Origin of the sequence: Mesorhizobium sp. M8A.F.Ca.ET.057.01.1.1 (assembly GCF_003952565.1) — a bacterium.
GTDB lineage: Bacteria > Pseudomonadota > Alphaproteobacteria > Rhizobiales > Rhizobiaceae > Mesorhizobium.
The window spans coordinates 4,066,711-4,087,780 of the sequence record NZ_CP034454.1; the positions used below are offsets into that span (position 1 = coordinate 4,066,711).

At 62.7% G+C, this 21,070-nt stretch carries 25 protein-coding genes and 2 pseudogenes; 10 read left to right on the forward strand and 17 right to left on the reverse strand.

All coding sequences use genetic code 11. The annotated features are described in order from the left end of the window. Positions 1–7 precede the first annotated feature (7 nt). Both EJ077_RS19370 and EJ077_RS19375 read left to right on the forward strand, forming a co-directional pair. The gene (locus EJ077_RS19370; RefSeq protein ID WP_208695667.1) at positions 8–442 is read left to right on the forward strand and encodes an OsmC family protein; all 435 of its coding nucleotides are present in this window, start codon (positions 8–10) and stop codon (positions 440–442) included. 19 nt (positions 443–461) lie between these two features. Continuing rightward, positions 462–848 (forward strand): nuclear transport factor 2 family protein, encoded by a 387-nt coding sequence (locus EJ077_RS19375; protein ID WP_208695668.1) that lies wholly within the window; start codon positions 462–464, stop codon positions 846–848. Positions 849–857: 9 nt separating this feature from the next. Here the strand turns inward: EJ077_RS19375 and EJ077_RS19380 are convergent, their stop codons facing one another. From EJ077_RS19380 to EJ077_RS19410, 7 genes are all read right to left on the reverse strand, one after another. Next, complete coding sequence (locus EJ077_RS19380) at positions 858–1,469, reverse strand: LysE family translocator (protein WP_208695669.1); 612 nt, start codon at positions 1,467–1,469, stop codon at positions 858–860. Between the two features lie 77 nt (positions 1,470–1,546). Next, positions 1,547–1,876, reverse strand: coding sequence for a YkgJ family cysteine cluster protein (locus EJ077_RS19385; protein ID WP_245458787.1), 330 nt, complete (start codon positions 1,874–1,876; stop codon positions 1,547–1,549). A 52-nt stretch (positions 1,877–1,928) separates the two neighbouring features. After that, entirely contained in the window at positions 1,929–2,096 is a 168-nt protein-coding gene (locus tag EJ077_RS19390) for a hypothetical protein (RefSeq protein WP_172736679.1), read from the reverse strand. Position 2,097: 1 nt separating this feature from the next. Next, a complete protein-coding gene (locus EJ077_RS19395; protein WP_208695670.1) occupies positions 2,098–2,505 on the reverse strand; it encodes a hypothetical protein in 408 nt (135 codons plus the stop codon). Next, positions 2,505–2,732, reverse strand: a complete 228-nt coding sequence (locus EJ077_RS19400; RefSeq protein WP_208695671.1) for a hypothetical protein — start codon at positions 2,730–2,732, stop codon at positions 2,505–2,507. The genes EJ077_RS19395 and EJ077_RS19400 overlap by 1 nt, the downstream gene beginning before the upstream one ends. A 342-nt stretch (positions 2,733–3,074) precedes the next feature. Continuing rightward, positions 3,075–3,284 carry a cold-shock protein gene (locus EJ077_RS19405; protein ID WP_208695672.1) on the reverse strand — a complete coding sequence of 70 codons (210 nt, stop codon included), beginning with the start codon at positions 3,282–3,284 and terminating at the stop codon, positions 3,075–3,077. Between the two features lie 264 nt (positions 3,285–3,548). Further along, positions 3,549–4,202, reverse strand: a complete 654-nt coding sequence (locus EJ077_RS19410; protein ID WP_208695673.1) for a glutathione S-transferase family protein — start codon at positions 4,200–4,202, stop codon at positions 3,549–3,551. Positions 4,203–4,367: 165 nt separating this feature from the next. Here EJ077_RS19410 and EJ077_RS19415 point away from each other — a divergent pair, with 165 nt between their 5' ends. Next, positions 4,368–4,547, forward strand: a complete 180-nt coding sequence (locus EJ077_RS19415) for a CsbD family protein (protein ID WP_208695674.1) — start codon at positions 4,368–4,370, stop codon at positions 4,545–4,547. A 32-nt stretch (positions 4,548–4,579) separates the two neighbouring features. On the opposite strand, the gene EJ077_RS19420 is transcribed toward EJ077_RS19415, so the two are convergent. Continuing rightward, the gene (locus EJ077_RS19420; protein ID WP_367142369.1) at positions 4,580–4,894 is read right to left on the reverse strand and encodes a hypothetical protein; all 315 of its coding nucleotides are present in this window, start codon (positions 4,892–4,894) and stop codon (positions 4,580–4,582) included. Between the two features lie 28 nt (positions 4,895–4,922). After that, complete coding sequence (locus EJ077_RS19425; RefSeq protein ID WP_208695675.1) at positions 4,923–5,555, reverse strand: TetR/AcrR family transcriptional regulator; 633 nt, start codon at positions 5,553–5,555, stop codon at positions 4,923–4,925. A 148-nt stretch (positions 5,556–5,703) separates the two neighbouring features. Here EJ077_RS19425 and EJ077_RS19430 point away from each other — a divergent pair, with 148 nt between their 5' ends. The 5 genes and pseudogenes from EJ077_RS19430 to EJ077_RS19450 all read left to right on the forward strand — a co-directional run bounded on the left by EJ077_RS19430 (position 5,704) and on the right by EJ077_RS19450 (position 10,685). Next, complete coding sequence (locus tag EJ077_RS19430) at positions 5,704–6,471, forward strand: NIPSNAP family protein (RefSeq protein ID WP_208695676.1); 768 nt, start codon at positions 5,704–5,706, stop codon at positions 6,469–6,471. A 312-nt stretch (positions 6,472–6,783) separates the two neighbouring features. Beyond that, positions 6,784–7,557: an SDR family NAD(P)-dependent oxidoreductase gene (locus tag EJ077_RS19435; RefSeq protein WP_208703054.1), complete on the forward strand. Its 774-nt coding sequence runs from the start codon at positions 6,784–6,786 to the stop codon at positions 7,555–7,557. Between the two features lie 309 nt (positions 7,558–7,866). Beyond that, positions 7,867–9,263, forward strand: a pseudogene (fumC, locus tag EJ077_RS19440) (class II fumarate hydratase). A gap of 471 nt (positions 9,264–9,734) precedes the next feature. Next, positions 9,735–10,157: a DoxX family protein gene (locus tag EJ077_RS19445; RefSeq protein WP_208695677.1), complete on the forward strand. Its 423-nt coding sequence runs from the start codon at positions 9,735–9,737 to the stop codon at positions 10,155–10,157. 123 nt (positions 10,158–10,280) lie between these two features. Further along, complete coding sequence (locus tag EJ077_RS19450; RefSeq protein WP_208695678.1) at positions 10,281–10,685, forward strand: DoxX family protein; 405 nt, start codon at positions 10,281–10,283, stop codon at positions 10,683–10,685. A gap of 17 nt (positions 10,686–10,702) precedes the next feature. Here the strand turns inward: EJ077_RS19450 and ppx are convergent, their stop codons facing one another. Both ppx and EJ077_RS19460 read right to left on the reverse strand, forming a co-directional pair. Beyond that, a complete protein-coding gene (ppx, locus tag EJ077_RS19455; RefSeq protein ID WP_208695679.1) occupies positions 10,703–12,238 on the reverse strand; it encodes an exopolyphosphatase in 1,536 nt (511 codons plus the stop codon). Then, on the reverse strand, positions 12,238–14,430 hold the full coding sequence (locus tag EJ077_RS19460) for an RNA degradosome polyphosphate kinase (protein ID WP_208695680.1): 2,193 nt from the start codon (positions 14,428–14,430) through the stop codon (positions 12,238–12,240). The genes ppx and EJ077_RS19460 overlap by 1 nt, the downstream gene beginning before the upstream one ends. A 168-nt stretch (positions 14,431–14,598) precedes the next feature. On the opposite strand from EJ077_RS19460, the gene EJ077_RS19465 reads away from it, so the two are divergent. Together EJ077_RS19465 and EJ077_RS19470 are read left to right on the forward strand one after the other, a co-directional pair. Next, positions 14,599–14,844: a zinc-finger domain-containing protein gene (locus EJ077_RS19465; protein ID WP_015318409.1), complete on the forward strand. Its 246-nt coding sequence runs from the start codon at positions 14,599–14,601 to the stop codon at positions 14,842–14,844. 19 nt (positions 14,845–14,863) lie between these two features. Then, positions 14,864–16,096, forward strand: a complete 1,233-nt coding sequence (locus tag EJ077_RS19470) for an FAD-dependent monooxygenase (RefSeq protein WP_208695681.1) — start codon at positions 14,864–14,866, stop codon at positions 16,094–16,096. Positions 16,097–16,177: 81 nt separating this feature from the next. On the opposite strand, the gene EJ077_RS19475 is transcribed toward EJ077_RS19470, so the two are convergent. From EJ077_RS19475 to EJ077_RS32190, 6 genes and pseudogenes are all read right to left on the reverse strand, one after another. After that, positions 16,178–16,888, reverse strand: a complete 711-nt coding sequence (locus EJ077_RS19475; protein WP_208695682.1) for a hypothetical protein — start codon at positions 16,886–16,888, stop codon at positions 16,178–16,180. A 182-nt stretch (positions 16,889–17,070) separates the two neighbouring features. After that, entirely contained in the window at positions 17,071–17,739 is a 669-nt protein-coding gene (locus EJ077_RS19480) for a TIGR02117 family protein (RefSeq protein WP_208695683.1), read from the reverse strand. Positions 17,740–17,854: 115 nt separating this feature from the next. Beyond that, entirely contained in the window at positions 17,855–18,658 is an 804-nt protein-coding gene (locus EJ077_RS19485) for an amino acid ABC transporter ATP-binding protein (protein ID WP_010915400.1), read from the reverse strand. A gap of 15 nt (positions 18,659–18,673) precedes the next feature. Next, positions 18,674–19,831, reverse strand: coding sequence for an amino acid ABC transporter permease (locus EJ077_RS19490; protein WP_208695684.1), 1,158 nt, complete (start codon positions 19,829–19,831; stop codon positions 18,674–18,676). Positions 19,832–19,835: 4 nt separating this feature from the next. Then, positions 19,836–20,426, reverse strand: coding sequence for an ABC transporter permease subunit (locus EJ077_RS32185; RefSeq protein WP_245458788.1), 591 nt, complete (start codon positions 20,424–20,426; stop codon positions 19,836–19,838). 209 nt (positions 20,427–20,635) lie between these two features. Continuing rightward, positions 20,636–21,022, reverse strand: a pseudogene (locus tag EJ077_RS32190) (amino acid ABC transporter permease); the annotation flags it as partial. Between the last annotated feature and the right edge of the window lie 48 nt (positions 21,023–21,070).

Consider the following 21,070-nt stretch of genomic DNA (forward strand, 5'->3'; position numbering starts at 1 on the left):
GAAAGCAATGACAATTCGCGACGCATCGGCCGAATGGCACGGCACACTCAAGGAGGGATCCGGCCGGCTCAGGCTGGGCAGCGGCGCCTTCGAGGGCGCTTACTCGTTCCCGTCCCGCTTCGAAAACGGTCCCGGCACCAATCCGGAGGAACTGATCGCGGCTGCCCACGCCGGCTGCTTCTCGATGGCGCTCACCGCCATCCTCGGCCGTGAAGGTCATATCGCAAGCGATATCCACACGATCGCAAAGGTGCATCTGGGCGCCACCGCGGCCGGGCCGACGATTACCCGCATCGAGCTTGAGACAGAGGCGCATGTCGCCGGGCTTGCCGCCGCCGACTTCGAGCGGCTGGCGCAGTCGGCCAAGGCTGGATGCCTCGTCTCGCGGGCTCTGGCCGGCGTCGCCACGATCACGCTGAAGGCGAACCTCATAACTCACTAAGGACGGAAGGAAAAATCCAGTGACCCAGGAATTGATCATCGACATCGCCACGGCCAACCGCTCCGGCGAAACGGCTGAAATCATGCGGCGCTATAATGACGTCTTCCAGCGCCACGACCCCTCGGCGCTCGACGAATTGGTGGCGCAGGACTGCGTGATCGAGAACACCACGCCGGCGCCGGACGGCGCACGCCGTTCCGGCAGGGCGGCCTGCGTCGAGCTGTGGTCGGCGATCGCCACCGCACCCGGCACGCGCTTCGACCTCGAGGAGACTTTCGTGGCCGGCGACCGCGCCACGATCCGCTGGCGCTACTTGATGGCCAACGGCAGTTCGCTGCGCGGCGTCAACCTGATGCGCGTCGCGAACGGGCGCATCATCGAGGCGATGGGTTACGTCAAGGGCTAGCCTAGTCGATCACCTGTCCGCCAGCGCCAGCTTGGCGCCGAGCATGACGAAGGCGCCGGCAAAAGTCCGGCGCATCCAGGTCAGCACCATCGGGCGCGACACGACGTGGCTTCGGATCGAGGCCGCGAAGATGCCGTAGCCGACGAAGACCACGAAGGTCAAAAGCATGAAGACCGAGCTGAGCTCCAGCATCTTCGACAGTGCATTGGGCTCGGTGGTGCTGACGAATTGCGGCAGGAAGGCGAAGAAGAAGATCGACAGTTTCGGATTGAGCACGTTGACGAGGATGCCGGTGGCGATCACCTTGCCGGCCGAACGCGGCGCGATATTGTCCTCGACGCTCAGGCCGCCCTTCTCCTTCAGCGTGTTCCAGGCCATGTAGAGCAGATAGGCGACGCCGAGATATTTCAGCGTCTCGAAGGCGACAGCACTGGTGTGCAGCAGCGCCGCCAGGCCGGTGATGGCCGCCGCCATATGCGGAATGATGCCGAGCGTGCAGCCGAAGGCGGCAATGATCGAGGCCCGGGCGCCGCGCGAAAGCCCGGCGCTCAGCGTGTAGAGAACGCCGGTGCCGGGCGAAGCCACGACGATCAGCGACGTCAACAGAAATTCGATGCTCACGATGATCTCCTCCGGCGCCCTGCCCTGACGCAGCCTAGCCAGCAAGCAAGGCGTGCACAAGCGACAGTCGTTCGCCGCTAAGAGGTAGAAAATCCGAGCGCCCGGCGCGCCGTCAGGCACTCGTCATCGCCAGGCATGCAGGCGCGGCAGACATCCGGGCGCAGTTCATAGATGGTGCAAGCGGTCAACTTGCCGACTTCGCCGGACAGGGCCGAACAGCGCACGCCGTCACAGCGCATGCCCGACAGGTCGGCCGCCACATGTTTTTCCGGGATCCGGTCGAGCTGCGCATCGTCCTCGGTCGAAAAGCGCGGCCATTCGGCCGAATAGGAGCAGCAGGCGCCGCAGCTCTGGCAATCGAAGACAGGAGCTATGCCTGACGAAGGCAGGCTGCTCGCGGCTACCACGGCAAACGGCCCCGAAGCGGCAAGGTTGTGATCGGCGTCCCGAGGCAAGGCGCTACTTCTTCTTGCCTGTCTTGCCCTTCGGTGCATCGACCGGCGACTTGAACAGATCGGTCGCTGCCTCGTCGGCCTTGGCCGCCTTCGGCGCCGCAACCGGTTTGGCCGGCTTTGCGGCGGAAGCCGGCGCTGCCGGCTGGTCCTTGGCGGAGAATTTTATGGCCATGTCAGTCCTCGTCGGCGAAGCGCGATGACGGTGCGCGCGGATTGCGCAAGCGGCCGATCAGGGCCGACACCGCCGTGATGTTCATCTCCTCGGGCGACCAGTTCCTCGCTTCCGCGATGTGATGCGGCGCCAGCTCACGATGCGTGCTGCCGCTGTAGGCGGCATCCTGGTAGGTCACCCGCTCCTGGGTCTTTTTGTCCTCGCGGACATATTCGATCAGGTAGTTCGGCGCTTCGGCGCGGCCGCGCACGCCAATGCGCACCTGGGCATCGCCATGGGCGCGCTTGCAGCGCTCGAGTTTCTCCAGCACGCGCCGGACATATTCGACCGGCTTGTCGAGGGTTTCGACCATGTCGGCAATGGTCGCATCGGCCGCGATCGGCGTTGGCGGTACGCGCTTGGTGGCCATCACCGTTTTCCGGCTCGTTTCGGCAGTGCCGCCAGCGCGGCGGCGGCCGCCATCTCGTCGGCCTCCTTCTCCAGCCGCAGTTCGCGCAGGCGCGCGGTCTTGGCTTCCCGTGCTTCGCTGACGGCATCCCGTTCGGACATGATGCGGTTGAGCGACATCGACTGGGTTTGCGTCTTGCTGAAAAGCGACACGGCCGGGTCGACGGCTGGCTTCGAATGGGCGGTCAAGATCTTTCTCCTGTCAGGAGCCTGGTACCGATAGGGCGAGACCGGGTCTTCGGTCGGGACCAGTACAAAGCGATGCGGCAGCGGATTCAGAATGCTGCAGCGTCCCTTAGCACGTTCAGCCCAATGCGCAGCGCATTTTCGGCGGCAACAAGCGTAAAATGAAAAAGGCCAGGCACCGCCTGACCTTCCCTGGGAGCCGCCGCGCATCCAACTGGATGCACAAGCTAGCTCCTGATGGGCAGCACAAACCTTGGAAACTCAGGTTCCCGTGGCCATGCGCCCGAATTCGCCGTTCACCAGTGCCAGTACATCCGTGGTCACCGGGACGGCTGAATTCTTACTTCACGCCGCCTTCAACTGGTCGGCGGACATCTTGCCCGACTTGTTGTCGCGGACCATCTCGTAGCCGAGCTTCTGGCCCTCGACGATGTCGCGCATGCCGGCGCGTTCCACGGCCGAGATGTGGACAAAAACGTCGGCGGAGCCGTCGTCAGCCTGAATAAAACCAAAACCTTTGGTGGCGTTGAACCACTTAACTGTGCCGGTGCTCATGACGAACCCTTTCCATGGCAAATATTCGTTAGCCGTCATGCGGATGCACAACGTCGTTCGTCTCGATTTTTGATGTGGGAAGTTCGTCAAAGGCGCGCTCGAAAGCGCGGATAACAAAAGTCAGTCAAGCAAATATCGACGGTTTTCTTCTACGCGTGTTTCAGACGCCTGTCAAATGTTGCGCCATCGAGCCGAAAATCCGCCAGGTGAAAACGCCTCAAGTGGTCGATCCCGATCCCTGCGGAAGATCGTTTCGCACAGGCCCTATTCATCGGGACCCGGCTCCGGCCATGTCTCCCTGGCTGCTTCGGCATACCATTGGCGCATGGCCGGCGTCGCCAGAACCGCGTCGACATAAGCCCTGGTGTCGGGCGCCATATCGCCGCCATAGGTGTCGAAACGGGTGACTACGGGCGCGTACATGGCATCGGCCGCGGTGAAGTGGCCGAACAGAAACGGGCCGTCCTTGCCGTGTTTCTCACGGCACTCGCGCCACAGCGCCTCGATGCGGGCACGTTGGATCTCGCCCTCGGCGTCGAGTGGCTTGTGTCCCTTGGGCCGGCGCAAGTTCATCGGCCAGCCATAGCGGACTTCGCGAAACCCGGAATGCATCTCGGTCGCCGCCGAACGCGCCAGCGCCCGGGCGCCGATATCGGCCGGCCAGAGTTTTTTCTCCGGAAAGAGGTCAGCGAGATATTCAAGGATGGCAAGGGTTTCCCAGACGATCCTTCCCTTGTGATTCAGGACGGGCACCTGACCGGTCGGCGACACTTTCGCCAGGTTGGCCGCGGTTTCCGGCGTGCGCAGCCGCACGAACCCCTCTTCGAATGGTATCTCCAGGTGCCGCATTGCCACCCAGGGCCTGAGCGACCACGACGAAAAGCACTTGTTGCCGATATAGAGCGTGAATTCCGACATCTGTCCCCCTTGGCGGTTGCTCCTTGCGGAGTGCACTGGCCGGCACCCTAGCCTGTCGGCCCGGCCGCCGAAAGGCACCTGTTTTGCCGACACAGGCAGCGGCTGCTGGAACCGAAACCATGCCCGCTCGTTTGCCCAGGCGAACCAAACCCGGGAGATGCGAAAATGGTGAACAAGGATCAGGTGGCAGGCGCGGCCAAGCAGGTGAAAGGCTCGATCAAGCAGGCTGCCGGCAAAGCCACCGGCAACAGACAGACACAGGCCGAAGGCATGACCGACAAAGCCACCGGCAAGGTGCAGAAAGCCTATGGCGACGTGAAGGACAAGGTCAAGAAATCGCTTTGATCGCTGTGAAGGGCCGCGTCGAGCGGCCCTTTTCACGTCTTCAGCGATTTGCTGAAGACGCGGCGTGCCGATGCGGCCGGCCGAAGGCCGGTGGCGACGCCGTTGATCTCGGCTGGCCACTCGTTGTCACCGATGGCGTTCAAGCCCGCGACGTTCCCCAGCAGCGCCGCGTCCGCCTTGCCTTCCAGCCGGCAATTGGGGCTCAAGCCGCTCGCCATGAGGCAGGCATGGACATCGGCGACGAACAGGAAGGTGGCGTCGACAGGCTGGATGCGCTGCCCCGACCGAGCGCCGGGCGTGAAAGCGCGCCGGCAGCGGCAAGACCGGCGGCCTGCTCGTCGCGGCATCGGCCGCAAAGCTGGGCTATAGCCTGCCTCAAATGCCGCCGTACCGCCGCAGCACTCTGCGACGTCGCCTAGCACCCGGACCGCCCTGCGATGATGCCGCTTGCGCGGCGCTCCCCTCGAACGCCGCAAGGCAATCGCGCAACGGGCCGGCGTCCTGCGCCGTCTTGGCCATCGACATGGCGCCGGAATAGGCGGCCACCGCGAACACGGCAAAATGCCGGGGATCCGTGCCTTGCTCCCTGCCCTCCTGCTGGTCGGCGCTGACCTTGTCGGCGATCGCCTGGCGCCATGCCGAAAAGATGCCGGCAAGGGCAATCCGGAATTCGGGATCGGCGAGCGAGAGTTCGTGCGCCAGATTGTTGAGTGGGCAGCCGCGCACGAAACCCTGACTTTCCAGTTCTGCCGCCACGGCTTCGAACACCTGACGCACGCCCTCGCGCGCCGAAGCCGCCGCCTGCACCGGGGCGATCCACGTCGCCTCGACCGCCGCCGCCACGCGCTCGTCGATGACCGCCAACGCTAATGCCTTCTTGGTCGGGAAATGATGATGCAGCGCGCCACCGCTCACGCCTGCCGCCGCCATCAGGTCGCCGAGGCTGGAAGCATGATAGCCGCGTGCCTGAAACGCGTCTTCCGCGACATCGAGCACTTTCCTGCGCATGCCTTCAGGGTCGTTGATGCGTTTGCCTCGGGCTCGCCTTGGCCGGATGTTTATCTCTGCTGACATTCTCGAAGGATAGCATGTTGACAAAACAGGGCAACCGGTCTGTTTATAAACAGGATGATCAACCTGTTTTGGAGAACGCCGGATGAGCCCGACCCCGAATGCCACGCCGAAGCCGGTGGCACTCGCCTCGCCGATCGTCGAATTGCGCCAGTACACGTTGAAACCCGGCCGACGCGAAACGCTGATCGAGCTCTTCGACACGGAGTTCATCGAAAGCCAGGAAGACGCGGGGATGACCATCATCGGCCAATTCCGCGATCTGGACCGCCCCGACATGTTCGTCTGGATGCGCGGCTTTGACAGCATGGATGCCCGCAAGGACGCTCTGAGTGCGTTCTATGACGGCGCGGTATGGGCGGCGCACCGCAATGCCGCCAACGCGACGATGATCGCTTCCGACGATGTGTTGCTGCTGCGGCCGGCGTGGCCGGATGCCGGCTTCGATCTGTCGGGGCTGCGCCGGCCATCGGCGGCCAAAAGCACAAGCGATCGGAATCGGTTGCCCGGCCTGGTTGAGATTTCGATTCATCATTTGCGGCCAGGCGCAGAGGCTGACGTCGCCGGGTGCTTCCGAGCGGAGATTGTCGCGTGGCTTGCCCAAAACGGCGCGCGTCCGCTCGGCGCCTTCCTGACCGAGCCGGCCGCAAACACCTTCCCGCGACTTCCCGTGCGCGCCGCCGAAAACGTCTTCATCGCCGTTACCGGTTTCGACGACGCCGATGCCCATGCCAACCATCGCCTCGCCGCTTCACCGGCGTGGCGGGCGCTCGGCCAGAGCATGCAAGCCGTCAGCACAAAGCCGGCCGAGACGTTGCGGCTGGTCCCAACGGCCCGATCACTGTTGAGGTGATCATCGGCCTGACAGCAGTCCCGCGATCGCCGAGGCGATGAAGCAGGATCGCCCGGGCCTGCACGGCCCGCGCCTCGACTGTCAGGTCGTTGACGCGGACTTGCTCGAGAATGGTACGCCAGCGGGCCGCCAGCATGGCGAAGCTTCCTTCGCCAGGCCGTCGAGAAACGGAGGCCGACGACATCGCGCTTGCGCCGGTCGGCAACCGCGAAGTTCATACCCTGCGATCGCCCGATGGCTTGACCCGGGCGCGGACATGCGGTGCGATCCTTCTGTTTGACGCCAACGCGTGGACCAGACGAGGTGTGAATGATGAGGCTTCGCGGCAAGCGGACGTTGATCACCGGTGGATCGGACGGCATCGGCCTGGCGATCGCCGAGGCATTTCTGCGCGAGGGCGCCGAGGTCCTGATCGTCGGCCGCGACGCGGGCAAACTCGAAGCCGCTCGCCAGAAGCTGACGGCTTCCGATCCAGTCGGCACCGTGCAGACATTGTCGGCCGATCTCGCCACCAGCCCCGGCATAGCAGCGGTGGTCGAGCACGCGAAAGCTTCCGGCCGGCCGCTCGACGTTCTCGTCAACAATGCCGGTGTCGCCTATCTCGTGCCGTTCAGGACTGTCAGCGAGGCGCAGTTCCAGCACTCCTTCGCGCTCAATGTGTCGGCGGCCTTCTTCCTCACACAGGGGCTGCTGCAGCATTTCGGCACCGGCGCATCCGTCATCAACATCTCGTCCTATTTCGCCAACAAGATGATCCCGAAGCGTCCGTCCAGCCTCTACTCCCTGTCCAAGGGCGCGCTGAATTCGCTGACCAAATCGCTCGCCTTCGAACTTGGCCCGCGCGGCATCCGCGTCAATGCCATCGCGCCCGGCACGGTCGACACCGCCATGCGGCGCAAGACCGTCGATAACCTGCCTGTCGAGGCACAAGCGGAACTGAATGCCTATGTCGAGCGCAGCTATCCGCTGGGCCGCATCGGCCGTCCTGACGACCTCGCCGGGATGGCGGTCTATCTTGCCAGCGACGAGGCCGCCTGGACCAGCGGCGCGATCTTTGCCATCGACGGCGGGTACACGGCGGGGTGAGGACAGCTAATCTCCCCCTTGTGGGGGAGATGGCCGGCAGGCCAGAGGGGGGCGCTGTCCCGCCAGCCTTCCGCTCCTGTTCGAAGGTCGATTGTCGGTGCGCAATTCCGGGCCGCCGGTCCGTTATCTCATCTTCCAGACGCCGCGATCCTTCGCGCCCCCCTCTGCCCTTCCGGGCATCTCCCCCACGAGGGGGGAGATTGACCTTTCCTTCAACCGATTTGCATCTCCGTCGCCCGCATTCTCCGCTTGAAGCCACTTGTGCAACGCGATACGCCCTTGCGCAAATCGACAGACCGGAGATTTCCCGTGAGCGCTGAGAAAACCAGAACCGAAACCGATACGTTCGGCCCCATCGAGGTTGCCGCCGACCGTTATTGGGGCGCGCAGGCGCAGCGTTCCCTGGGAAACTTCAAGATCGGTTGGGAAAAGCAGCCTGCTTCGATCGTGCGCGCACTGGGTATCGTCAAGAGGGCGGCGGCGGAAGCCAACATGGAACTCAAGCGGCTCGATCCGGGCATCGGCAAGGCGATCATCGAGGCCGCGCAAGAGGTCATCGACGGCAAGCTCAACGATCATTTCCCGCTGGTGGTCTGGCAGACCGGCTCTGGCACGCAGTCCAACATGAACGCCAACGAGGTGATCTCGAACCGCGCGATCGAAATGCTGGGCGGCGTCATGGGCTCGAAGAAGCCGGTGCATCCCAACGACCACGTCAATATGAGCCAGTCGTCGAACGACACCTACCCGACGGCCATGCACATCGCCTGCGCCGAGCGCATCGTGCACGACCTCTTGCCGGCGCTGAAGCACCTGCACAAGGCGCTCGCCGCCAAGAGCCGGGACTTCAATCACATCATCAAGATCGGCCGCACCCACACGCAGGATGCCACCCCCTTACCCTCGGCCAGGAATTCTCCGGCTACGCGGCGCAGGTCGCCTCGTCGATCAAACGCATCGAATTGACGCTGCCCGGCCTGCAGGAACTGGCGCAAGGCGGCACCGCCGTCGGCACCGGCCTCAACGCGCCGGTCGGTTTCGCCGAGCGGGTGGCCGATCGTATCGCCGCCATATCGGGCATCGCCTTCGTCACCGCGCCAAACAAGTTCGAGGCGCTCGCCGCCCACGATTCCATGGTGTTTTCGCACGGCGCCATCAACGCGGCGGCCGCGGCACTGTTCAAGATCGCCAACGACATCCGTTTCCTTGGCTCCGGTCCGCGCTCAGGCCTCGGCGAATTGTCGCTGCCGGAAAACGAGCCCGGCTCCTCGATCATGCCGGGCAAGGTCAACCCGACGCAGTGCGAGGCGATGACGCAGGTCTGCGTGCAGGTGTTCGGCAACAATGCGGCGCTGACCTTCGCCGGCAGCCAGGGCCATTTCGAGCTCAACGTCTACAATCCGCTGATGGCCTACAACTTCCTCCAGTCGGTGCAGTTGCTGGCCGACGCTTCGGTCTCGTTCACCGACAATTGCGTCGTCGGCATCGAGGCGCGAGAGGACAACATCAAGGCGGCCCTCGACCGTTCGCTGATGCTGGTGACGGCGCTTGCGCCCACCATCGGCTACGACAACGCCGCCAAGATCGCCAAGACCGCGCACAAGAAAGGCACGACGCTGCGCGAGGAAGCGCTGGCAACCGGACTGGTCAGCGAGGCCGACTATGACCGTCTGGTGCGGCCGGAGGACATGACCCACCCGGGGTAGTCCCGTCGAGGCGGAGCGAGGCTGTTGCAGCGTGCTGTAGCCTCGCGATGTCGTCATTCCAGGGCGAAGCAGCCGCGAAGCGGCGTCGCGAAGACCCTGGAATCCATGCCGTTACTTCAGTCGAAGGACACAGCGGCGCAGATCCTCCACCGCTTGCGACTGTTTTGCGGTCGCGGCATGGATCCTCGGGTCTGCGCGCGTCGCTTCGCTCCTTGCTTCGCCCGTGGATGACGACGTCACGTGCGTCTCGGTGAATCTTCGAAGCAAGCGCTCGCAAACTTCGGACCGAGGGCCCCCATTTTGTGGCAGCAGAATTTACTGGAATAGCCCAATCCGCCGACACGAATTTCGCGCGTCCTGCCTGATCACGGAAATGTATATTCTGTGAACAATGTGTCGCCGCACAGCTGTCTTTGGTGAACAGTCGGCATCGTCTATCTCTGGGTCATTCAACCCATTCGGAGAGTCACCATGTCCATCAACACTTCCGCCGCCGGCGCCGGCACCGCGTCCAACAGTTCTGTCACCATCCTGCTCGGCCGTATCCTGCTCGCAGTCATTTTCCTGCTTTCCGGATTCGGCAAGCTCACAGCCATTTCCGGCACCGCCGCCTATTTCGGCGGCCTCGGACTGCCGGCACCGACGGCGACGGCCGTCGCCGTCGGCCTGATCGAACTGCTTGGCGGCTTGGCCGTCCTCGTCGGTTTCCAGACTAGGATCGCCGCCTGGGTGCTCGCGATCTTCACGATCGCAACCGGGCTGGTCGCCCACACCGGCTGGGCCGACCAGATGCAAATGATCCAGTTCCTCAAGAACCTCGCCATCACCGGCGGCTTCCTGCTGCTGGCCTCCTCGGGTGCCGGCGCCTATTCGATCGACGCCAAGCGCGGCTGACGCTTCCCCCTCCCAAGGACCCGAAACAAGCGGCGCGGAATTTTCCGCGCCGCTTTTTCGTTGTGTGAACACAGGCGTAGACTGCAATGGTCGCCGGTGACTGTGCCGGCAAGGGAGGGTGCCATGGGTCGCAATGCATTGCTTATGGTTTCGCGGCTTCTGTTTGCCGTGCTGTTCGTGCCGTCCGGCTTCCAGGCGCTCGCCAATATTGCCGGGACCACCAGCTATTTCTCCGGTCTTGGCCTGCCGCTGCCGTCGCTCGCCGCCTGGGGCACCGGGCTTTTCGAGCTGATAGCGGGGCTGCTGATCCTCGTCGGGTTCCAGACGCGGATCGTGGCGCTGCTGCTGGCCGCCTTCTGCATTGCGGCCGGCTATATCGGCCACTATGGCCAAGGCGCCGGTGATGCGACGCTCGCTTTTCTGCACCAGCAGATGCTGATGAAGGATATCGCGATATCGGGCGGTTTCCTCGCGCTTGCCATGGCCGGCGCCGGCGCATGGTCGGCCGACGGGCGGGGCTTCGCATAGGCGCCGACGCGACCTGACTATTTGACCGACACGCTCTGGCCACCCTCGACCGCCAGCACCAGACGGCGATTGGTGATGCGGGCCAGTTGCGCCAGCCGGCCGGCCGGCCGCTCGCCATAGAGATCGGAAAGCGAAGCCGGCAGCACCAGCGCAAGCACGCCGTTCGCGCGGCTTTCCCATTTAAGCCTCGGCATGATGCCGGGCATCGCGGCCGTCAGCAGATAGACGACGCGCATCATCGCCGCCAGCACGCGCGCACGCTCCAACAGGCGCGGCGGCGCCAGCGCCTTGATTTCGGGCGCCACCAATTCATTGAAGATGCCGTCATGACGGTAGGCGTTGGTCAGCGCCAGATAGGCGCGGCCGGGATGATCGACGCCGATGAACGACGCATGCGCGATGATGTTGAGCGACTGCTTGCCGCGATATTCCGGATGAGCGCGCCAGCCGATATCGGCGAGCAGGCAGGCGGCATGGCGATAGCGCGCTTCGTCTTCCGTCTCATCGATGCCGAAAGCCTTGAAGGCCTTGCCGGTCCATTCGACCAGATCATGCGAGTGGTGGACCGAACGCGAGCGCAAAAGCGCAAGCTCCTCGGCGGCCGAGATCAGCGGATCGGCCTTCTGCTCGGCAACGTCGAGCAGCGAATAGAGAAAGCCTTCGCGCACGCCTTGCGCCGAAACGACGATCCTGGACGGCTGCATCGCCGTCATGATTTCCTGCAGCACGAGCGCGCCGTATGGCAGCAGCGAGCGGCGGTTCTTGGAGACGCCCTCGATACCCCTCACCTTTTCGACCTCGCCCCTGGCCACCTGCTTGAGGAAGGTTTGAGCACTTTCGGCCGATATCTCGTAGTGATGCATGACGCCGAGCGGGTAGTTGTTCATCTCCATGTGCAGCCTGGCGAGGTTTCGCCAGGTGCCGCCGACGGCGTAGAAAGTCCTGCCCTGCCCGCCCTTCAAGAGCTTGGCTCGGGCCAATTCCTGGCGCGCGATCTTCTGCGCCTGGACGAGCGAGTTCTTCGCCATGTCCTGCAGGCGCAGGCCGCCGAGCGGCAGCGTGATGCCGTCGCCGATCGCCTCGCCATCGATGTCGATCAGTTCCAGGCTGCCGCCGCCAAGGTCGCCGGCAATGCCGTCGGCCGGATGAAAACCGGAGATGACGCCAAGCGCGGAATAATGCGCTTCCTGGCGACCGGAGAGCACGCGGATCTCGGTCTTGAGCACATCCTCGGCGCGATGGATGAAATCGGGACCGTTGATCGCCTCGCGGGCCGCGGCGGTTGCCAGCACGTACATGTGTTCGGCGCCGGCCTGATCGGATAGCGCGCGGAAACGCCGAAACTCCTCCATCGAGCGCGCCACCCCTTCGGGGTCGAGCTTCCCTGTCGACACGATGCCCCGGCCGATGCCGGCCAGCATCTTTTCGTTGAACAGCACGGTCGGCGAACGCGCCAGCCCCTCATAGACGACAAGACGGATCGAATTGGATCCGATGTCGATGATGGACAGCGGTCGGCGGTCCTGCAGCCGGCCCTGGGAATTGGACAGCATCAGGTGGTGGCGTTCTTCTTGCGGCGCTTGAACTGCGCGATTCGCTTGGGCGCATGCGATTTCAGCGCGTCACCCCGTCCCGACAGGCTCGGATTGGTCATGAAATATTCCTGCGCGTTGAACGGTTCCTCGCCCTCCTCCAGCACCACGCGCCGGGAGGTTCCATCAGCCAATACGTCGAAACTTTGCTGATTGTCCATGATGTTGCCCAGCATGATCTGGCCCAGAATCTGTTCATGCACAGTTGGATTGGTGATCGGCACCATGGTCTCGACGCGGCGGTCGAGATTGCGCGGCATCAGGTCGGCCGAGGAGATGTAGACAATCGCCTCGTCCGAGGGAAGGCCATGGCCGTTGCCGAAGCAATAGATACGGCTGTGCTCGAGGAACCGGCCAACGATCGACTTGACCCTGATGTTCTCCGACAGGCCCGGCACCTGCGGCCGCAGACAGCATATGCCGCGCACGACGAGGTCGATTTCCACACCGGCACGGCTGGCATCGTAGAGCGCATCGATGATGATGGGGTCGACGAGCGCGTTCATCTTCATCCAGATGCGCGCCGGCCGTCCCTCCAACGCATGGGCAATCTCGGCTGAAATGTGCTGGAGGATGCGGTTCCTCAGCGTGAACGGCGAGATCGCCAGTCGCATTTCGGCGGTCGGCTCGGCATAGCCGGTGATGAAATTGAACAGCTGGGCGACGTCGCGGGCAATCGTCGGATCGGTGGTGAAGAAGGACAGGTCGGTGTAGATGCGCGCCGTCACCGGATGGTAGTTGCCGGTGCCGAGATGGACGTAGTTGCGCAGCTTGCCGTCCTCGCGCCGCACCACCAGCGACATCTTGGCATGGGTCTTGAGTTCGAGGAACCCGAACACGACCTGCACGCCGGCGCGTTCAAGATCGCGAGCCCAGCGAATGTTGGCTTCCTCGTCGAAACGCGCCTTGAGCTCGACCAGCGCCGTCACCGACTTGCCAGCCTCGGCAGCGTCGACCAGCGCACGCACGATCGGGCTGTCGTTGGAGGTGCGATAGAGCGTCTGCTTGATCGCCACCACTTCGGGGTCGGCCATTGCCTGGCGAAGGAACTGCACCACCACGTCGAACGACTCGTAGGGGTGATGAACGACGATGTCCTTCTCGCGGATGGCGGCAAAACAGTCGCCGCCATGCTCGCGGATGCGTTCGGGAAAGCGTGGGTTGTAGGGCGTGAACTTCAGGTCGTCGCGGGGAACGGAGACGATCTCCGAGATCTGGCTGAGCGCCAGCGGCCCGGTGAGCACGCTGATGCGGCTCGACGAGACGCCAAGCTCGCCGGCGACGAAATCGCGCAATTCCCCGGGCATCAGCATGTCGAACTCGATGCGGATAACCGAACCGCGGCGACGACGCTTCAGCGCCGTTTCGAACAGCCGCACGAGATCTTCCGATTCTTCCTCGACCTCGATATCGCTGTCGCGGATGATGCGGAACGTGCCCGAGCCCTTGACCTCATAGCCGGGGAACAGATTGCCGATGTAAAGGCCGACCGCCTCCTCCAGCGGAATGAAGCGGACATGGTTCCTGCGATCCGGAAGGCGGATAAAGCGCTTCAGCGCCACCGGCAGGCGCAGCAATGCGCTCATCTCCTCGCCATTCTTGCGGTGGCGAAGCTGCAACGCCATGGAGAAGCCGAGATTGGGAATGAACGGGAACGGATGCGCCGGGTCGATCGACAGCGGGGTGAGCACCGGAAACACCTGGTCTTGGAAATGCTCTTCCAGCCAGGCCTTTTCGTCCTTGGTCAGCGCATCGCGGGTGATGCTCTCGATGCCTTCCTTGTTGAGCAGAACCGTGAGTGCCGAAAGGCTCTTCTGCTGGTCCTCCTGCAGCCGCTCGACTTCACGCAGCAATTGTTCGAGCTGCTGTTCGGGGGTGCGTCCGTCCGGGCTCTTCAGCACGATGCCCTCGCGCACCTGGCCTGCAAGGCCGGCGACGCGCACCATGAAGAACTCGTCGAGATTGGCGGCCGAGATCGACAGGAAGCGGACGCGCTCCAGCAGCGGGTGATGGGTGTTCAGCGATTCCTCGAGAACGCGGCGATTGAACTGCAGCCAGGAGAACTCGCGGTTGACGAAACGGTCCGGATTGCCTTCCGGGCTCGCTGCCGCGACGTTGTTGAATTCGCTCTGTACCGGCTTCAATTCGTTCATGATTCCTGCTCTTCCGCCCGCCTTGGCCGGTTAACCGGCTTAACTTATCCTGTGGCAGGCTTTTGCGACAGTTCTCTGACAGGCTTTTGCGACAGTTTGATTTCATCGAACTTGCAAAGAGGCTTGATATGATCCAGATGCAGAAGAGACTGCGTTAAGGAGACGACGATGGCAGGCGGTTCCATTCCCCATTTCCAGAACGATGCGGGTCATCCGGCGATCGACATCGGGGTCAAGGAATTCATGTGCACGGGCGCCAACCCGCCTTTCGATCATCCGCATGTGTTTCTCGACATGGGCGACGACAATGAGAAAGTCTGCCCCTACTGCTCGACCCTCTACCGCTATTCGCCGAAGCTGAAGGCGACGGAAACCCTGCCGGCGGGCTGCCTCTACATCGACCAGGCCGCCTGACTCTCTCGCGACAGACCCGATGGACGACGCGCGCTCCCGGCAGATCGTCATCGCCGGGGCCGGCATTGCCGGGCTGACCGCGGCACTTGCGTTCGCCGAACGCGGCTACCCCGTGCAAGTGTTCGAACAGGCGCGGCGCCTGGAAGCGGCGGGCGCCGGCCTCCAGCTTTCTCCCAACGCGACACGCATCCTGCGCCCACTCGGCGTGCTCGACCGGCTGCTGCCGGCAGCGGTGAGGCCCGAGGCGGTGGTGCTGAAGGACGCCGCGACGCTGCGCGAACTGGCGCGCGTGCCGCTCGGACAAGCCGCCGAAGCCCGCTGGCAGGCGCCCTATCTCGTCGCCCACAGGGCTGACCTGCAGAACGCGCTGACGGCGCGCGTCGCCGAGATGCCGAACATTCTCGTGACCACCGGTGCGCGCATCGGCAGCGTTGTCAAAGGCGGTCGTGGCATTACCGCGACTGCCGAGATGGAAGGCAAGACAATCGAGACCGAGGGCTCCCTGCTGGTCGGCGCCGATGGCGTCTGGTCATCCGTGCGCGCGCTTGTCGACACAACCAAGGGGGTGGCATCGCCGAGAAGTCGCTTTTCGGGCGAGCTGGCCTGGCGTGCCACTGTTCCTGCCGACAGCGCTGCCGGACAAGCCTTTGCCGCGATCGGCGCAACCAATTGCGTCACCACCTTCCTGCATCCCGGCTTCCATATGGTCGCCTATCCCGTCAGCAAAGGTGCGGCCTTCAATCTTGTCGCCTTCACCAAGGGCGAACGCATTGCCGAGGGCTGGTCCGGGAACGCCGACACTAGGATCTTGACCGGTGCCATGCGCGGTACAGCGGCAGCACTCGCCCGTCTGATCGAGGAAGCCGGCCCGTGGACGGCGTGGCCGATCCATACGGTCGAGAGCAAACAGCCTTGGACGACCGGTGGCATAGCGCTGATCGGCGATGCTGCGCATGCGATGACGCCGTTCGCGGCGCAAGGTGCCGCCATGGCGGTCGAGGATGCGGCGATGCTCGCGGATGCCGTTGCCGACTTCCCCGCCGACCCCTTGGCCGCCCTTGCAGTTTGGGAGCAGTCGCGGCGACCGCGTGTCGTGCAGGTCGCCCGACGCGGCGCTGTCAACCGGCTCGCCTGGCATGCCTCAGGTCCAGTGGCGATTGCCCGCAACCTATTCCTGAAGATGCGCTCGTCTGACAGGCTCGCCGCCGATCTCGACTGGCTTTATGGCTGGCATGCCGCGCCAGGACGGTAGGCTTGCAGGCATCCCCAGCCGACCACGCGACGTACCCTAGAGGCACGTGACAGCCGTAGTCGCAAAGGGACTTGCGCAGGCTTATGAAAACAAAGTGCCCACGACCGGCTTCAAATACAGGCTGTGATACAGCAGAAAGAAAACCAGAGCCGCGACCGCAGCGCAGGAGATGGCCGCAGCCACGGCGGTAGCGATTGCCATGTAAATGTTACTCTTCAGAGCATATTTTGACACGATAACGAGCTGGACAAGAACCGCCACGGACGAAAATTTCCAAATTCCATAAGGGCTTAGCGCTCTATCCAAATTCCTTACCAATTCATTCGCCTGAAACATTGCTCCAAGGACCGTCCATGCGACCACCTCCCCCATTTTACTCGGCAATATGTAGATAAACCCGATAAATAAATACTTCAATATAGATATGAAAGCGATCATCGCCAATATTATCGGTAATTTCAAAGTAACTCCCTGAAGAACATTTTTGAAATTCGACTTTTCTGCCTTCATGCCGGACAGAGCAGCGATGACACAAGAGGCGACAAAAATAACCATAATTGTCGTAGCCAATTGATATGAAATAAAAAATTTCGATATCTGAAATATCCGAACAGGGCCGGATACGCTAAAATAGCCGACGTAAATCTGTGCCAGCGCCAACACCAATATGACGCCGGAAATTTGAGGCCACGAGAGGTCGCGATCCATTGTGTCGCGAACAGTGATGCGCGGCTTGATATAGAATACCACTCCACTGAAGAAGTATCGTATTAGCTCAACGAAAAATGACATACACCCTCTTGTGGCAGCGGCAGTCCTGCACAATTCAGGATAATATTTAACACCGCATGAAGATGAACGTCATTCATATTTTAGAAAAATCGCATATGACACCAACAACTGTGACGTTGTCATCGTGAAGTATAGTTTGCAGATTCATGATTTCCTGCCTAGGAATTTTGGGCGGCCAGCCATCAATCATACAACCGTATCGACAGGCCGAGCGAAGCCGGCAGCGGGTTCCACCAGCCGGTGCGTAGGCCGGCGGTACGCAGGGCGGCCGCGGTCCAGGTGTTGCAGCCGACCAGCGCGTTGAAATGGCCGTTGGCTTCATAGAAGCGGTCGAAGCTGGAATAGGCAGCGTCCGGAACAAGAAGCGGGCCTTTCGGCCCCCGCTGGAAACTCGCATCGATGAAATCGAGCAGCGCCGCGAAACGCTCCTCGCCGATGTCGAAGCCGACAACATCCGGATGCGGTTCGACGATGGCGCCGGCGACATCGACATGCATGACCGACGCGTCGAGGGTCAGGGCCTTCATCACCGGCACCAGCTTCAACTCGGACCATGTCGGCGTCTCCAGGTAGAAGGCGCGGCCGCCCCAGCCAAAGACAATGTAGCGGACCTCGCGACTATCGGCCGGCATGCCGCCATCGGCGAGGAAATGGAAACGCTGGCGCACCCTGTCGTCGATAGGGATGGCGATGTCGGTGTGGATCGGATTGCTCAGCACCAGGATATGATGCGCGGCGGCGGGATTGGCGGCAGCCGACGGCCACAGCGGCCGCGGCACGAGAGCGCCCAGCGTCACGGCGAGCGCGACAAGGATCAACAGCAGGCCAAGAAAACGTCCGAGCTTTTTCATCAATGGCGGCCTTGCAGACGCACCCGGCGCGGCGCAAACCGCCAGCCTCCTGCCCGTCCATACACAAAAAAGCCCGGCACTGTTTCAGCCGGGCTGTTTGGTCTTTGTCAAAGGCCTAATGCAGGATCTGCGACAGGAACAGCTTCGTGCGCTCATGGCGGGGGTGGTCGAAGAACTCGGCCGGCGTGTTCTGCTCGACGATCTGGCCCTGGTCCATGAAGATGACCCGGTTGGCGACCTTGCGGGCAAAGCCCATTTCATGCGTGACGCACAGCATGGTCATGCCCTCTTCGGCCAGCCCCACCATGGTCTCCAGCACTTCCTTGATCATTTCAGGGTCGAGCGCCGAGGTCGGCTCGTCGAACAGCATGATGCGCGGGTTCATGCACAGCGAGCGTGCGATCGCCACGCGCTGCTGCTGGCCGCCGGAAAGCTGGCCCGGATATTTATTGGCCTGCTCGGGAATCTTCACACGCTTGAGGAAATGCATGGCGATCTCCTCGGCCTGCTTCTTCGGCGTCTTGCGCACCCAGATCGGCGCCAGCGTGCAGTTCTCCAGGATGGTCAGATGCGGAAACAGGTTGAAGTGCTGGAACACCATGCCGACCTCGCGGCGCACCTCGTCGATCTTCTTGAGATCATTGGTGAGTTCCTTGCCGTCGACGATGATCTTGCCTTTCTGGTGCTCCTCCAGCCGGTTGATGCAGCGGATCATGGTCGACTTGCCGGAGCCGGACGGTCCGCAAATGACGATGCGCTCGCCGCGCATCACCTTCAGATTGATGTCCTTCAGCACATGGAACTCGCCATACCATTTGTGCATGGCAATGATGTCGATGGCGACATCGGTGGTCGAGATATGCATCTTGGCGGCGTTGACCTTGATCTCTTCCGCGCTGACGGCGTTTTCGGTGGCCATGGCAGGTTCCCCTTTTTATCGTTTGTAGCCGGTATCGAGTCGGCGTTCCGTGTACATTGAATAGCGCGACATGCCGAAGCAGAACAGCCAGAACACGAACGCGGCGAACACGAGACCGGATTTCGCGGTCTGCGGTGTCGCCCAATTGGCGTCGGAGAAGTTCTGCTTGACCACGCCGAGCAGGTCGAACATCGAGATGATCAGGACCAGGCTGGTGTCCTTGAACATGCCGATGAAGGTGTTGACGATGCCGGGAATAACCAGCTTCAGCGCCTGCGGCAGCACGATCAGGCCCATCTTCTGCCAGTAGCCGAGGCCGAGCGAATCGGCGCCTTCATACTGTCCCTTCGGGATCGCCTGCAGGCCGCCGCGCACGACTTCGGCCATGTAGGCGGCGGCAAACAGCGACACGCCGATCAGTGCCCTCAGGAACTTGTCGAAGGTGACGCCTTCCGGCAGGAACAACGGCAGCATGACGCTGACGAAGAACAGCACCGTGATCAGCGGAATGCCGCGCACCGTCTCGATGAAGACAACGGACAGCATCTTGATGATCGGCATCTTGGAGCGGCGTCCGAGCGCCAGCACCGTGCCGAGCGGCAATGACACGGCGATGCCGACGAAAGACAGCGAAAGCGTCACCAGCAGCCCGCCCCAACGCGCGGTCTCGACACGTGGCAAGCCGAACACCCCGCCGATCAGCAAGAAGAAGGCAATGATCGGCAGCACCAGGAACAGGAGGATGGCGTTCAGTCCCTTGCGCGGCACGCGCGGAATCAGCATCGGCACCAGCAGCGCCACGAACAGGATGGCGACCAGGATCGGCCGCCAACGCTCCTCGATCGGGTAGGTGCCGAACATGAACTGGCCGAACTTGGCGTTGACGAAGGCCCAGCAGGCACCGCTCCAGCCGTCCGGCTGGATGCCGCCTTGCGCCACGGTGGCGCAGACGGTGCGGTCCGGCCCGGTCCACTGGGCGTGGATGAAGGCCCAGTTGAGAACCTGCGGCAGGATCCAGGCGACGATGAGGATGCCAAGGATGGTGAGAATGGTGTCGCCCACCGAACCGACCAGGTTCTTACGCACCCATGCGTATAGGCCGCGCTCGCTGGGCGGAGCCGGCTGAGCCAGCGCCATTTCGGTGCGCACCCAGGACATATCGTGTTCCTGCATGGCCTTACCTCTCCACCAGCGCCATCCTGGCGTTGACCACATTCATGACCGCCGAGGTCACCAGGCTCAGTATGAGATAGGCAATCATCATGATCAGCACGCCCTCGACCGCCTGACCCGTCTGATTGAGAACCGTACCGGCGGTAGCCGTCAGGTCCGGATAGCCGATCGCGATCGCAAGCGACGAATTCTTGGTCAGGTTGAGATACTGGCTGGTCAACGGCGGGATGACGATACGCATCGCTTGCGGCACCACGACCAGCCGCAGAATCGGGCCGGAACGCAACCCAAGGGCTCCGGCCGCCTCGGTCTGTCCCTTGTTGACCCCCTGATACCAGCGCGCACGATCTCGGCGATGAAAGCCGCTGTGTAGCAGGACAGCGCCAGATAGAGCGAGAGGAACTCCGGCTTGACCTGGAAGCCGCCAGTCAGGTTGAAGGTCGACTGCTTCGGCAAATCGAAGCTCAGCGGAAAGCCGCTCAGCGCATAGGCGAGCAGCGGCAGGCCGACGATAAGCGCCACCGCGGTCCAAAACACGGGAAATTGCTGGCCGGTCGTCATCTGCCGCTGGCGCGCCGTACGGGCCACGAACCACGACATCGCGATGCCCACGACAAGGGCGACCAGGATCAGCCAGGAGCCGTCGCCCCAGACGGGGCGCGGGAAATAGAAGCCGCGCTGGTTGAGAAAAGAGCCGAACGGAAGATGGTAGGAGTCGCGCGGCGCCGGCAGCACCGCGAGCACGCCGGAATACCAGAAGAAAATGACCAGCAATGGCGGGATGTTGCGGAAGATCTCCACATAGACCGTGCAGATCTTGCGGATGAGCCAATTGTGAGACAGCCGGCCGATACCGACGACGAAGCCGAGGATGGTGGCGGTGACGATGCCGGCGACGGCAACGATGATGGTGTTGATGAGGCCGACGACGATGGCGCGTCCATAGGTCGAGTCCGACGTGTAGGCGATCGGCGTGTCCGATATGTCGAAGCCGGCGCGCCCCTTGAGGAAGCCGAAGCCCGAGGCGATATGCAGGCGCTGCAGATTGTCGATGACGTTCTGCACGATCCACCAGATGGAGCCGAACAACAAGACGACGACCAGCGTCTGGAAGAAGAGGCTGCGTATTCTCGGGTCATTGACGAAGGAGCCGCGGCTCGGCTCCTCGCGTAGGATTTCCTGCGATGCCATGTCACGTCCCCTGTGAAAGAGAAACCGGAAGGCAGGTGCCTGCCTTCC